This window comes from Alishewanella sp. SMS8 (genome assembly GCF_030737935.1).
Lineage (GTDB): Bacteria > Pseudomonadota > Gammaproteobacteria > Enterobacterales > Alteromonadaceae > Alishewanella > Alishewanella maricola.
Genome location: NZ_JAPJEA010000002.1, coordinates 300,331 through 313,310 on the forward strand (window position 1 = coordinate 300,331; position 12,980 = coordinate 313,310).

Here is a 12,980-nt window from a genome sequence, read left to right on the forward strand (position 1 = left end):
ATAGGTTGTACTCACTTAACGCTATGCCTTAGCTAGCATGCTGAGCATGGCGTTGTTTTATTGTGCTACAACCATCGCCATGAAAACCCTACCGCTATGCGCAGAACAGATTAATGCTAATGTGCACATGCAGGGTATTTTGAAGCAAAAAAAACCGGAGCCTAAGCTCCGGTTTTTTTTCGTTCGGTAATCGATTAACGATTGCCCAAAACAGAGAAACGTTTTTTGAAGCGATCTACACGACCACCTACGTCTAACACTTTTTGCTTACCAGTATAAAACGGGTGACATGCTGAACATACGTCCAAGTGGATGTCTTTGCAAAGTGCAGAGCGAGTTTTGAATGCATTACCGCAAGTACAAGTAGCAGTAATTTCTTTGTATTCTGGATGGATACCTGGTTTCATGGGTTACCTCGTTAGGCCGTATCGCTATCTGGTCACAATTTTTGGCGCCAGACACCATACGCAATTACAGTTAATTTAGGGCGCGTAGCTTAATTGATAGGCAAACAAGTTGCAACCTGCCCGCGGCAAAAAAACACTATTTTTGTTTTACTTGGCAAGCCGGATATCGATCCTTAAACTAACAATCCCTTTGCTTTGTTGTGGAAACCATAGTGACCGTTATTCGAGTGGCTCTGCCCGTCCCGTTACGCCAACATTTTGATTATCTGTTGCCTGAAAACAGCAGTGTAACAGTGGGGTGTCGGGTACAAGTGCCATTTGGTCAACGTCAGTTAATTGGGATTGTTTGGCAAATTGATCCGGATAGTCCTTTTGAACACAGCCAACTCAAAGCAGTAAGTCACATTTTAGAAGACGCTCCGGTGATCTCCGGCACCCTACGCCTTTTATTAAGCTTTGCAGCGGAATACTATCACCATCCGTTAGGTGAAGTGCTGACCGCAGCCCTTCCTGCGTTATTGCGTGAAGGCCGACAACTGCGCGATTATGCCTTAACCGGCTATCGATTAACGGCGGCAGGCGAAGCAGCACAAAGTAGTGATTTTAAGCGTTCGGCGAAGCAACTTGCCTTGTGGCAAACGCTGCAAACCAGCCCTTTAGCTGAAGATACACTACTGCAACAGCATCATCGCAGCACACTGAAACAACTGATAGATAAAGGCATGGTTGTTGCTGAAACACTAGAGCGTCAACCTTACGCCTATCAAGGTTTAGCACAAACACCCTTACAACTGACAGTTGACCAGGCTATTGCTGTGAGTGCGGTGCAGCAAGCTTACGGAAAGTTTCAGCCGTTCTTGTTAGAAGGTGTCACCGGCTCGGGTAAAACCGAAGTGTATTTGCAATGCATTGCGCCTCTATTAGCCCGTGGCAAACAAGTCTTATTGTTGCTACCTGAAATTGGTTTAACGCCGCAAACACTTCAACGTTTTGTACAGCGTTTTAATGTGCCCGTTTTAGCTTGGCACTCTAACCTCAGCGATGGCGAACGTTTGTCATGCTGGCTACAAGCGGCAAGTGGCAGTGCTGCGATTGTCATTGGCACGCGCTCGGCGCTGTTTTTACCGTTTCGACAACTCAGTTTAATTATTATTGATGAAGAGCATGATTTATCTTTAAAGCAGCAAGATGGCTTTCGCTATCATGCGCGTGATCTGGCGATTAAACGCGGCTCATTAGAAGGCTGCCCTGTGTTGCTTGGCTCTGCCACCCCCAGTTTAGAATCTTTATATAATTGCCAACAAAAACGCTATGTGCATTTAGAACTGCAACATCGCGCTACAGGGCAAAGCTTACCGCCATTTGAGTTAATTGATTTAAAACAGCAACAATTGCAGTTCGGCTTAGCCGATAGCAGTATTAAACAAATCCGCGGCCAGTTAGCTCGTGGTAAGCAAGTGATGTTATTTTTGAATCGCCGCGGTTTTGCCCCCGCGCTTAGCTGTCAAGATTGCGGCTGGCTGACCGAATGTAAACGTTGCAGCACCTTTACCACTTATCATAAACATAGTCGCCAATTATTATGTCACCATTGCGGCGCCAGCCGCCCTATTCCTAGACAATGCGGCTCTTGTGGCAGTGCTCGATTAGCGCCAGTTGGCCAAGGCACTGAACAGTTAGAAGAACATTTGCAGCAGTTGTTTGCAGATACACCCGTAACCCGCTTAGACCGCGATAGTACAAGGCGGAAAGGTGCTTTAGGGGAGTTGCTCAAGGATATTAATCAAGCTGGGCCACGCCTAATTTTAGGTACGCAAATGCTGGCGAAAGGCCACCACTTTCCTTTTGTGACTTTGGTGGTAATTGTTGATGTAGATGGCGCCTTATACAGCGCAGACTTTCGTGCGCCAGAACAATTAGCTCAACTGCTGACACAGGTCGCTGGCCGCGCAGGTCGAGGCAATGACAAAGGTAAGGTATTACTGCAAACACAGCATCCTGAACATGCCCTGCTGCAAGATATTATTCAAAACGGTTATGCGGCTTTTGCACGCAGTGCCCTGCTCGAACGCCAACAAACCACCTTACCGCCCTATCAGCACTTGGCATTATTTCGTGCCGAAGCCCTGCAAAGTGACTTATGCCAGCAGTGGTTACAACAGGTCGCAGAGCTTTGCCAAGCCTATAACGGTTTACAGCGGCTAGGGCCGTTATTATCGCCTTTAGAGCGCAAAGCGGGTAAGTATCGCTGGCAGTTGCATTTGTACAGCCAAAATAGACCGCTATTGCATCATGCCTTAGGGCACATCTTGCCAGAAATCACACGTTGGCCGCTGAGCCGTAAAGTAAAATGGCAGCTCGATGTGGATGCTCTGGATCTGAGCTAAACGTAAAGCCAGAGTGATAGCTCTATTTCATTTTTTACTATTCAAGGTAGAATAGCCGCTGTTGTAATGAGTAGGTAATCAAACAGTCACTATGCCACAAAAAGATTATGTGCGCGCCAGTCGCCCGAAACCGGCCAGCAAGACCAAAGGCAAAGCCCGCCCAGCACGCGGTGCCAAAGCGCAAGCTGCCTCACAAAAACCTTGGATATTAATCGGCTTGGTGCTCTGTGTCTTATTGGCTTTTGTTTACGGTTTGTGGTTTTTACGCCAACAAGCTCCGGTGGTAACGCCGCCTGAAGCACCCGCTCCGGCTGTTACCGTGAAAAAAGATGAATTGCCTCCCAAGCCCGTAGCTGAGCCTTATCAATATATTGAAGAGCTTAAAAATAAAGAAGTGACCGTCGAAGTGACAGAGCAGCGTCGCAGTGGTCCGGCGCAACTGCAATGCGGCTCATTTAGACAGCAAACCCAAGCCGAAGCCATGAAAGCGCAAATCGCCTTTGCGGGCATTACCGCCGATGTGCGCCGCACAGAAGGTACTAATGGCGTGTGGTTTCGGGTAGTGCTGGGCCCTTATGAGTCTCGTCGTGCTGCCACCGTTGATATGAATCGGTTACGGCAAATGGGTATTAATACCTGTCAGGTGCGTAACTGGGCTTGAAAAGCTAACGCCTAAACCCTATCTATGCCCTAAGTTAATTCGCCATAGGGCATATTCATGACAACTATCGTATCTGTTCGACGCAATGGTCACGTCGCCATCGGCGGTGATGGCCAGGTGTCACTGGGCAACACCGTAATGAAAGGTAACGCCCGTAAAGTTCGCCGTCTTTACCATAATAAAGTCTTGGCAGGTTTTGCCGGCGGTACCGCTGACGCCTTCACCTTATTTGAACGCTTTGAAGCCAAACTTGACATGCACCAAGGCCATTTAATGCGCGCGGCCGTTGAGTTAGCAAAAGATTGGCGTACCGATCGCATGCTGCGCAAACTCGAAGCGTTACTGGCCGTAGCCGATGCCAACACCTCTTTGATCATTACGGGTAACGGCGACGTGATCCAGCCAGAGCACGATCTCATCGCCATTGGCAGTGGCGGCCCTTTTGCGCAAGCGGCGGCGACAGCCCTGCTACAAAATTCTGATCTAGGCGCGCGTGACATCGTTGAAAAAAGCCTAAAAATTGCCGGTGATATTTGTGTCTATACCAATCACCATCACACCATTGAAGAATTATAAGCGGAACAATTATGTCTGACATGACGCCTAGAGAAATCGTCCACGAGTTGGATCGACACATTATCGGTCAAAATAAAGCCAAACGTGCCGTTGCTATTGCCTTACGTAACCGTTGGCGCCGTATGCAGCTTGATGAAAGCTTGCGCCAAGAAGTCACCCCCAAAAATATTCTGATGATTGGCCCAACGGGTGTAGGTAAAACTGAAATTGCTCGTCGCTTAGCCAAATTGGCTAACGCGCCCTTTATTAAAGTTGAAGCCACCAAATTCACCGAAGTGGGTTATGTCGGTAAAGAAGTAGAAAGCATCATCCGTGATCTGGCAGACAGTGCCGTTAAAATGTTACGTGAACAAGCGATTGCCAAAAATCGTTTTAGAGTAGAAGAAGCCGCAGAAGAGCGGATCCTCGATGCTTTACTGCCACCCGCCAAAGACGCCTGGGGTGAAACAGAAAAAAGTAGCGAATCGAATACGCGGCAAATTTTCCGTAAAAAGCTGCGTGAAGGCCAATTAGACGATAAAGAAATCGAATTGGAATTGTCACAAGGCCCCATTGGCGTCGAAATCATGGCGCCACCGGGCATGGAAGAAATGACGTCGCAATTGCAAAGCATGTTTCAAAGCTTAGGCAATGACAAAAAGAAAAAACGTAAGCTGAAAATCAAAGACGCTTTTAAGCAACTAATTGAAGAAGAAGCGGCACGTTTGGTTAATCCTGAAGAGCTTAAGCTAGAAGCCTTAGAAGCGGTTGAACAAAATGGTATCGTATTTTTAGATGAAATCGATAAAATTTGTAAACGCGGCGAAACCAGCGGCCCCGATGTTTCACGCGAAGGCGTGCAACGTGACTTACTGCCGCTGATTGAAGGCTGCACCGTGAACACCAAGCACGGTATGGTAAAAACCGACCATATTCTGTTTATTGCGTCTGGCGCCTTTCAAATGAGTAAACCCTCCGATCTTGTGCCTGAATTACAAGGTCGCTTGCCGATCCGGGTTGAACTGGAAGCGTTAACCGCCGCTGATTTTGAACGCATCTTAACCGAACCTAAAGCGTCACTGACCGAACAAGCGCAAGCGATGCTCGCCACTGAAGGGGTGAACATCAGCTTTACCGCTGACGGCATTAAGCATATCGCGGCCGCGGCCTTTCAAGTCAATGAAACCACAGAAAACATCGGTGCTCGTCGTTTGTACACGGTGATGGAGCGTTTATTAGAGGAAATCTCTTATGATGCCGCCGATCATGCGGGGCAACAAATCAGTATCGATGCTGAGTATGTTGAAAAACATCTGGGCAACTTAGTACAAAACGAAGATCTCAGTCGGTTTATTTTGTAATGACCAAAAAGTTGGTTGGACTTCATTACCATCAACGTCGCCGTTTGCTCGACTTACAGTTTAGCGACGGCAGCCTCAGCAGTTTGAGTGCCGAGTTTTTACGCGTGCACTCCCCCTCTGCTGAGGTGCGTGGTCATGGCCAACCTAAGATGGTCAGCCATAAACGTGACGTTGCCATCAAGCAGATCCAAACGGTGGGTCATTACGCAGTGAAACTGGTTTTTGATGATGGCCATGCTACCGGCTTTTACAGTTTTGCTTATCTTTGCCAGTTGGCTGAAAATGAAACAACCTTGTGGCAAGACTATTTGGCCAAGTTAAAACAGGCTAATGCCAGCCGTGAACCGCTGATCAGTATTAAAACGCTGTAAGGGCCAGTGCACTGCCGTTAAGCATCCGCCGGTTACCACTTCCCTCTCAAGTAGAAAACCGCATTGCGTAAGTGACTTTGCCTAATGGTGCTCGAAGTTGTGCTTGAGCTTAGGTGGTAGCAGGTTATACTGTCTGCATACTTTTCTTGCAGTTTGGAGCCACCTTATGGAATATAACACCTCAGAGCTTTGCGATCTGTACGCGGATCAAGTTGATGTCGTTGAGCCGATTTTTGCTAACTATGGTGGTCGCCGTTCTTTTGGCGGAAAAATCCACACCGTAAAATGTTTTGAAGACAACGGTTTGGTGCGTCAAATGCTGACTGACAACGGCATTGGTAAGGTGTTACTGATTGACGGTGGTGGCTCAGCTCGTCGTGCTTTAGTTGATGCGGATCTGGCCTCTTTAGCGGCAAGCAACGGTTGGGAAGGCATTGTCTGCTACGGTAGCGTGCGCGATCTTGATGCATTAGAAGATTTCGATATCGGTATTCAAGCCGTTAATGCGATCCCGATTGGCGCTGACGATGCAGGCTTTGGTGAAACCGAAGTGCCCGTTAATTTTGCCGGCGTAACCTTCCTACCTGGTGATCATCTGTATGCTGACAGTACCGGCATCATTTTATCGCCGGATGCACTCGACATCGAGTAACGCATGAACGCCCTGCACTATTTGACTCAAGCGCAACTTGCGCGTTGCTGTCAGCAGCGCAGCGGCGAGCAACGATTATCTGCCCAGTTACGCTTTCCTGAAGCTACTTTATCGTTAGCAGAGAACCTTGCCTTACATGCCGCTCACGGTGGCAAGTTTGTCATACTGGGGATCCCAGAAGATCTGGGCCCTAGAGCGAACGGTGGCTTTGCTGGTGCACAATTAGGCTTTCAAGCGTTTTTAAACAAATTCCTTAATCTGCAAGCTAATGCATTACTCGCCGGTGAATCTATTTTGATCCTCGGTGAGGTAGCTTGTGCCGATTTACAAGCACAAAGTACAGCATTAGATCATCAACAACCCGAGCATTTAAGCCAATTACGCGCCCTTTGTGCGCAACTTGACGAACGAGTATTCAGTGCCGTTCAACCTATTTTTGCGCAGGGCTTAACCCCGATAGTGATTGGCGGTGGTCATAACAATGCCTTACCACTGTTGCGGGCGTTAAGTGATTGTCAGCAGCAACAGGTTAATTGTATTAATTTGGATCCGCATGCCGATTTTCGTGCCTTAGAAGGCCGACATAGCGGCAATGCGTTTAGTTATGCGCAAGCTGAAGCGTTATTACAGCATTATTTTGTGCTGGGGCTGCATGTGCAAAAAAATAATGCCGCCAGTTTGACGGCCTTACAGCAAGCGAATTTTGAATATCTCAGCTATCAACAGATCTTTGTAGAAGGCCAGTACAACTGGAGCCAGGCCATCGAACTGAGTTTGCAAAGAGTGTTATCCGCTAACACCAAGTTAGCACTTGAAGTGGATACCGACTGCATTACCAGCATGCCGGCCAGCGCGCTTAACTACAGTGGTATTAGCGTAGCTGAAGCAGAGCAAGCCGTGTTTCACTTCGCCAAATTACCGCAAACCGCTTATTTACACTTAGCCGAAGCCGCGCCTGCGCAACATCCAAGTGGTGAAGTTGCAGGGATGAATCAATGCGGCCAAGTGTTAAGCCAACTGGTACAAGCCTTTTTAGCGGGAAAGCAACAACAGCCGCCAAGCATTGACTAAAGGGTGATCAGCTACACATTTTTGGCTAAGCGGCACAAGGTGCCACCAATGACCACTTGTTTAAGCGCACTGACGCCAAATTGATAACATAATTCTGCCGGTTGGCTAATCGCATAACAGGCAAAATCGGCACGCATTCCCACAGCCAAACTTCCCCGGTCAGTCAATCCCAGCGCCTTGGCAGCATGACGCGTCACGCCTAATAACGCTTCTTCTGGCGTTAAACGAAACAAGGTGCAGGCCATATTCAACATTAACAATAATGAACAAAATGGCGAGGTCCCCGGATTAAGATCGGTGGCAATCGCCATTGGCACCTGGTAGCGACGTAAAAGCGCTATCGGTGGTAATTGGGTTTCCCGTAAAAAGTAATAAGCCCCCGGTAATAACACCGCAACGGTACCGGCGTTTGCCATACGGGCAATCGCTGCCTCATCCAAATATTCCAGATGATCCGCGGATAACCCCGAAAACTCAGCCACTAAGGCGCTGCCGCCTAAATTAGATAATTGTTCAGCATGCGCTTTAACCGGTAAGCCTAATACCTTGGCCGTGTTAAATACTTGCCGACACTGCTCAACACTAAAGCCAATACCTTCACAAAACACATCAACCGCGTCCACCAACTGTTGCTCAGCAAGCAGCGGTAACATACGACACACTTCGTTGATATAACCCGCCGCATCCTCTTTAAATTCTGCTGGCAGTGCATGCGCACCTAAAAAGGTTTTTACAATATTCAGCGGATGATGCTCAGCTAACAACGCGGCGACTTCAAGCAGCTTTTGCTCATTGGCTAAGTCGAGACCATAGCCTGATTTAATTTCTACAGTCGTCACGCCTTCGTGCAGTAAGCTATTGAGGCGATCTTTACCTAATACAAACAATTGTTCATGGCTGGCTGCCCGAGTGGCTTTTACGGTACTGGCAATACCGCCACCGGCTGCCGCGATGGCTTGATAACTAGCCCCTTGTTGGCGTAGCTCAAATTCATTGGCGCGACTACCAGCAAACAGCAAATGGTTATGACAATCAATTAAACCGGGCAGGATCCATTGGCCTTTTGCATCGTACAGCGGCGTACTTAATGCATCAAATTGCGGCAAATCGGCTTGTGGCCCAACATAAGCAATCAAACCGTCTTTGATGGCCAATGCGCCGTGCGCGATAGCACCATAAGGCTGGCCGTTTTCCGTCATGCTGGCGATCTGAGCATTCACCCACACGGCATCAAATTCTGTCACTGTTCCTCCTGAGCACAATTCTGCTAACACTTAATCGCGCAACGACCTCTAGGGCTAAAGCCCAAACTATTAAAAATAGTCTATACGAAAAACTTGTATATACAACCAAGATCCGCTATTTTTATTTGCAGCTAATTAGCGGATCCGTTCTGACCCGCTGTCTGACTAACACGAGAATAACATGGCAAAATTTGCAGAAATAAAAGAGTTTATGCTACGGCAAATTGAAAGCGGTGCCTGGCCTGAGCACAGCCGTGTGCCATCCGAAAATGAATTGGCCGAGCAATTCTCCGTTAGCCGCATGACCGCCCGGCGCGCTTTGCAAGAGCTAACCGAGCAAGGCATTTTGTATCGAACGCAAGGTGTTGGCAGCTTTGTTGCGGCACTTAAATCCCAGTCATCTTTATTGCAAATACATAATATTGCTGATGAAATTGCCGGCCGTGGCCATACCTATAGCGCAACCTTAGTACAGCTAACCGAATTACCTTGCCCGACCATTGTGGCAACAGCACTGGGGTTAAAACGCAATGATCCTGTGTTTTTCTCACTGATTGTGCACCTGTCTGCCGGGCAACCATTGCAACTCGAAGCGCGCTATGTCAATCCGCTGCAAGTGCCACTGTATATCCAGCAAGATTTTCAAGAGCAAACACCGCATCACTATCTGAGTATGATTGCGCCACTTACCGAAGCTGAACATATCGTTGAAGCGATCTGGCCAGATAACTTTACTTGCCAGCATCTACAACTGAAAAAACCTGAACCCTGCCTGCGCTTGACCCGTCGCACCTTTAGCCGTGATGGTGCCGTTAGCCTGGCTTATCTCACCTCGCCTGGTAGCCGCTATCGGCTAGGCGGACACCTTAATTTTGCATTACCCCGTTAACAGAGGTTGCTATGAACACGAACCGTATTGATAACAGCAGAGTGATCCGCGCCGCGCGCGGCAAGCAGATCACCGCCAAAAGTTGGCAAACTGAAGCCGCTAAGCGCATGCTAATGAACAACCTGGATCCTGAGGTGGCTGAGCATCCGCAAGCCCTGGTGGTGTATGGTGGTATTGGCCGCGCGGCTCGTAACTGGGCTTGTTTTGATAAGATTGTCGAGGTGTTAGACCGGTTAGAGGATAACCAAACACTGTTAGTGCAAAGCGGTAAACCCGTTGGTGTTTTTCCAACCCACCCTGATGCACCGCGGGTGTTAATCGCCAACTCTAATTTAGTACCGGCGTGGGCGAACTGGCAACATTTTAATGAATTAGATCGACAAGGGTTAATGATGTACGGCCAAATGACCGCTGGCTCATGGATCTATATCGGCACGCAAGGCATCGTACAAGGCACCTATGAAACCTTTGTGGCGATTGCTAAGCAGCATTTTGACGGTAACGCCGCCAATAAATGGATCTTAACCGGTGGTCTCGGTGGCATGGGCGGTGCACAGCCATTGGCCGCAACCATGGCCGGCTTTCATATGATCGCCTGTGAAGTGGATGAAAGTCGCATCGATTTTCGGCTAAAAACCGGCTATATCGACCAAAAAGCCTATGCTTTAGATGAAGCGTTGCAATTACTTGAGCAAGCGAAAGCGTCAGGCAAACCCACCTCGATTGGTTTATTGGCGAATGCCGCCGATGTGTTCAGTGAATTAGTTAAGCGAAACATTACGCCCGATGTGGTGACCGATCAAACCTCCGCACATGATCCTTTAAACGGCTATTTACCCCAAAACTGGACCCTGCAAATTGCAGCAGAAATGCGCCAGCAAGACGAGGCCAAAGTGGTTAAAGCCGCGAAACATTCTATGGCCGTTCAAGTGCAAGCGATTTTAACTTTGCAGCAACGCGGCGCAGTCGCTACCGACTATGGCAATAATATTCGGCAAATGGCCAAAGACGAAGGCATAGACAATGCTTTTGATTTCCCGGGGTTTGTTCCTGCCTATATTCGGCCTCTGTTTTGCCAAGGCATTGGGCCATTTCGGTGGGTGGCCCTGTCTGGCGATCCCGAAGACATTTACAAAACCGACGCGAAAGTCAAAGAGCTGATCCCGGATGATACCCATTTGCATCATTGGTTGGATATGGCACGCGAGCGCATTCAGTTTCAAGGTTTACCCGCTCGTATCTGCTGGATTGGCTTAAAAGATCGCGCCCGTATCGCTTTAGCATTTAATGAGATGGTAAAAAATGGCGAACTCAATGCCCCTGTTGTTATTGGTCGTGATCATCTTGATTCTGGCTCGGTTGCCAGCCCTAATCGTGAAACTGAAGCCATGCTAGACGGCTCAGATGCCGTTTCCGATTGGCCATTACTGAACGCCTTATTAAATACCGCTGGCGGTGCTACGTGGGTGTCGTTACATCATGGCGGTGGCGTGGGTATGGGTTACAGCCAACACAGTGGCGTGGTGATTGTCGCAGATGGCACGGAGCAAGCGGCAGCCCGTTTAGGTCGAGTGCTGTGGAATGATCCGGGTACAGGGGTAATGCGTCATGCCGATGCAGGTTACGACATTGCCAAAAAATGTGCCCATGAACAGGGCCTAGATCTACCAATGATGACGGGAGAACAACCATGACCTTCGCCTTAAACTTGATCCCTGGCCAGCTTAGTTTGGCACAATTACGTGCTGTGCAACAAGGCGCAGTAACGCTCAGCCTAGATGCCAGTGCGCTCCCTGCTATTGCTAAATCAGCCGCTTGTGTCGCCGATATTATTAAACAAAATAAAGTGGTGTATGGCATCAATACCGGCTTTGGCTTACTGGCTAGCACACGGATTAAAAACGATGAATTAGAATTGTTACAACGGTCTATCGTGTTATCGCATGCCGCGGGCTTTGGCCAGTTTATGGCAGATAGCACCGTACGCTTAATGATGGTGCTAAAAATCAATTCGCTCAGCCGTGGCTTTTCGGGTATTCGCTTAAGCGTGATTGACATGCTAATTGCCATGGTTAATGCCGAGTTATACCCGTGTATTCCAGAAAAAGGCTCGGTTGGCGCCTCTGGCGATCTCGCGCCACTTGCTCATATGGTATTACCGTTAATCGGTGAAGGTGAGATTTGCTACAAAGGGCAAATTTATGATGCTAAAGAAGCACTCGAATTAGTCGGTTTAGCGCCGATTACCCTTGCCGCGAAAGAAGGTCTGGCCTTACTGAATGGCACACAAGCCTCTACCGCCCTGGCCTTACAAGGCTTGTTTCATGCCGAAGATTTGTACGCTGCAGGTTGCGTTATTGGCGCAATGAGCGTGGAAGCGGCACTTGGCAGTCGCGCGCCTTTTGATCCCCGCATCCATCAAGCGCGTGGCCAAAAAGGCCAAATTGATACCGCCAGCATTTATCGGCACTTGCTGCAAACCGGCTCTGAAGTGGGCCATTCCCATGAAAACTGTGAAAAAGTACAAGATCCCTACTCGTTACGCTGCCAACCTCAGGTGATGGGTGCCTGTTTAACGCAAATCCGTCATGCGGCAGAGGTGCTACAAATTGAAGCCAATGGCGTTACAGATAACCCCTTAGTATTTGCAGAGGATGGCGATATTTTATCCGGTGGTAACTTCCATGCCGAACCGGTTGCTATGGCCGCCGATAACTTGGCCTTAGCCATAGCCGAAATCGGTGCGCTGTCTGAACGACGGATGGCGTTGCTGATTGATGCCAGTCTCAGTAAATTACCCGCATTCTTAGTCCCTAACGGTGGGGTCAATAGCGGCTTTATGATTGCTCAGGTAACGGCTGCTGCGCTGGCCTCAGAAAATAAATCGTTAGCACATCCTGCTTCGGTCGACAGTTTACCGACTTCAGCCAATCAGGAAGATCATGTTTCCATGGCGACCTTTGCCGCTCGGCGCTTGGCAGATATGGCCGAGAACACTACCGGCGTGTTGGCGGTGGAATATCTTGCTGCGGCACAAGGCTTGGATTTTCGGGCGCCACTGAAAAGCACCCCGGTGTTAGAGCAAGCAAAAGCCGCTTTGCGCGACGAAGTCAGCTTTTATCAGCAAGATCGTTACTTTGGTCCCGATATAGAAAAAAGTGCCGCCTTGGTGCGTTCGGGTGTATTTAACCCCATGTTACCCAGCGGGTTGTTATGTAGCTTTTAAACTCACACTAACCAGTGCATTTTCGTGCACTGTGTTCACCTTTTGCACAATTTTATGTCTAGCCAGACTGCACTGCTGGCTAGACCAGTGTGCTAAAAACTGCTAAGTTGAAACGATAATAAAGATAAAAAGTTTCTTCAAGCAGGGTAACTCAGC

General features: G+C 48.6%; 12 protein-coding genes. 10 read left to right on the top strand and 2 right to left on the bottom strand.

The window, feature by feature from the left end; genetic code table 11:
• Positions 1-194: 194 nt before the first annotated feature.
• Positions 195-407 (bottom strand): 50S ribosomal protein L31, encoded by a 213-nt coding sequence (gene rpmE, locus ORJ01_RS08940; RefSeq protein ID WP_226751047.1) that lies wholly within the window; start codon positions 405-407, stop codon positions 195-197.
• A gap of 212 nt (positions 408-619) precedes the next feature.
• On the opposite strand from rpmE, the gene priA reads away from it, so the two are divergent.
• The 7 genes from priA to ORJ01_RS08975 all read left to right on the top strand — a co-directional run bounded on the left by priA (position 620) and on the right by ORJ01_RS08975 (position 7,465).
• Positions 620-2,794, top strand: a complete 2,175-nt coding sequence (gene priA / locus ORJ01_RS08945) for a primosomal protein N' (protein WP_306177725.1) — start codon at positions 620-622, stop codon at positions 2,792-2,794.
• A 91-nt stretch (positions 2,795-2,885) separates the two neighbouring features.
• The gene (locus tag ORJ01_RS08950; RefSeq protein ID WP_226751045.1) at positions 2,886-3,455 is read left to right on the top strand and encodes an SPOR domain-containing protein; all 570 of its coding nucleotides are present in this window, start codon (positions 2,886-2,888) and stop codon (positions 3,453-3,455) included.
• Positions 3,456-3,512: 57 nt separating this feature from the next.
• Positions 3,513-4,031: an ATP-dependent protease subunit HslV gene (hslV, locus tag ORJ01_RS08955; RefSeq protein WP_226751044.1), complete on the top strand. Its 519-nt coding sequence runs from the start codon at positions 3,513-3,515 to the stop codon at positions 4,029-4,031.
• A gap of 11 nt (positions 4,032-4,042) precedes the next feature.
• On the top strand, positions 4,043-5,371 hold the full coding sequence (hslU, locus tag ORJ01_RS08960) for an HslU--HslV peptidase ATPase subunit (protein ID WP_306177726.1): 1,329 nt from the start codon (positions 4,043-4,045) through the stop codon (positions 5,369-5,371).
• Entirely contained in the window at positions 5,371-5,742 is a 372-nt protein-coding gene (locus ORJ01_RS08965) for a DUF971 domain-containing protein (RefSeq protein ID WP_306177727.1), read from the top strand. The genes hslU and ORJ01_RS08965 overlap by 1 nt, the downstream gene beginning before the upstream one ends.
• A 166-nt stretch (positions 5,743-5,908) precedes the next feature.
• Complete coding sequence (gene rraA, locus ORJ01_RS08970; RefSeq protein ID WP_226751041.1) at positions 5,909-6,394, top strand: ribonuclease E activity regulator RraA; 486 nt, start codon at positions 5,909-5,911, stop codon at positions 6,392-6,394.
• A gap of 3 nt (positions 6,395-6,397) precedes the next feature.
• A complete protein-coding gene (locus ORJ01_RS08975; RefSeq protein ID WP_306177728.1) occupies positions 6,398-7,465 on the top strand; it encodes a formimidoylglutamase in 1,068 nt (355 codons plus the stop codon).
• Between the two features lie 11 nt (positions 7,466-7,476).
• Here ORJ01_RS08975 and hutI read toward each other — a convergent pair whose 3' ends face one another.
• Positions 7,477-8,709 (bottom strand): imidazolonepropionase, encoded by a 1,233-nt coding sequence (hutI, locus tag ORJ01_RS08980; protein WP_306177729.1) that lies wholly within the window; start codon positions 8,707-8,709, stop codon positions 7,477-7,479.
• A gap of 181 nt (positions 8,710-8,890) precedes the next feature.
• On the opposite strand from hutI, the gene hutC reads away from it, so the two are divergent.
• Genes hutC through hutH form a run of 3 tightly spaced genes read left to right on the top strand, consistent with a single transcriptional unit; the run spans position 8,891 to position 12,824 of the window.
• Positions 8,891-9,598 carry a histidine utilization repressor gene (gene hutC, locus ORJ01_RS08985; protein WP_226751039.1) on the top strand — a complete coding sequence of 236 codons (708 nt, stop codon included), beginning with the start codon at positions 8,891-8,893 and terminating at the stop codon, positions 9,596-9,598.
• A gap of 11 nt (positions 9,599-9,609) precedes the next feature.
• Complete coding sequence (hutU, locus tag ORJ01_RS08990) at positions 9,610-11,292, top strand: urocanate hydratase (protein WP_306177730.1); 1,683 nt, start codon at positions 9,610-9,612, stop codon at positions 11,290-11,292.
• A complete protein-coding gene (gene hutH / locus ORJ01_RS08995) occupies positions 11,289-12,824 on the top strand; it encodes a histidine ammonia-lyase (protein ID WP_306177731.1) in 1,536 nt (511 codons plus the stop codon). Before hutU ends, hutH begins: the two co-directional genes overlap by 4 nt.
• Positions 12,825-12,980: the final 156 nt, after the last annotated feature.

Excerpts from the sequence above, each read along its gene's own strand:
- hutU (WP_306177730.1), top strand. The coding sequence starts at position 9,610 with ATGAACACGAACCGTATTGATAACAGCAGAGTGATCCGCGCCGCGCGC.
- hslV (WP_226751044.1), top strand. The coding sequence starts at position 3,513 with ATGACAACTATCGTATCTGTTCGACGCAATGGTCACGTCGCCATCGGC.
- rraA (WP_226751041.1), top strand. The coding sequence starts at position 5,909 with ATGGAATATAACACCTCAGAGCTTTGCGATCTGTACGCGGATCAAGTT.
- ORJ01_RS08950 (WP_226751045.1), top strand. The coding sequence starts at position 2,886 with ATGCCACAAAAAGATTATGTGCGCGCCAGTCGCCCGAAACCGGCCAGC.
- hutC (WP_226751039.1), top strand. The coding sequence starts at position 8,891 with ATGGCAAAATTTGCAGAAATAAAAGAGTTTATGCTACGGCAAATTGAA.
- ORJ01_RS08975 (WP_306177728.1), top strand. The coding sequence starts at position 6,398 with ATGAACGCCCTGCACTATTTGACTCAAGCGCAACTTGCGCGTTGCTGT.
- rpmE (WP_226751047.1), bottom strand. The coding sequence starts at position 407 with ATGAAACCAGGTATCCATCCAGAATACAAAGAAATTACTGCTACTTGT.
- hslU (WP_306177726.1), top strand. The coding sequence starts at position 4,043 with ATGTCTGACATGACGCCTAGAGAAATCGTCCACGAGTTGGATCGACAC.
- hutH (WP_306177731.1), top strand. The coding sequence starts at position 11,289 with ATGACCTTCGCCTTAAACTTGATCCCTGGCCAGCTTAGTTTGGCACAA.
- ORJ01_RS08965 (WP_306177727.1), top strand. The coding sequence starts at position 5,371 with ATGACCAAAAAGTTGGTTGGACTTCATTACCATCAACGTCGCCGTTTG.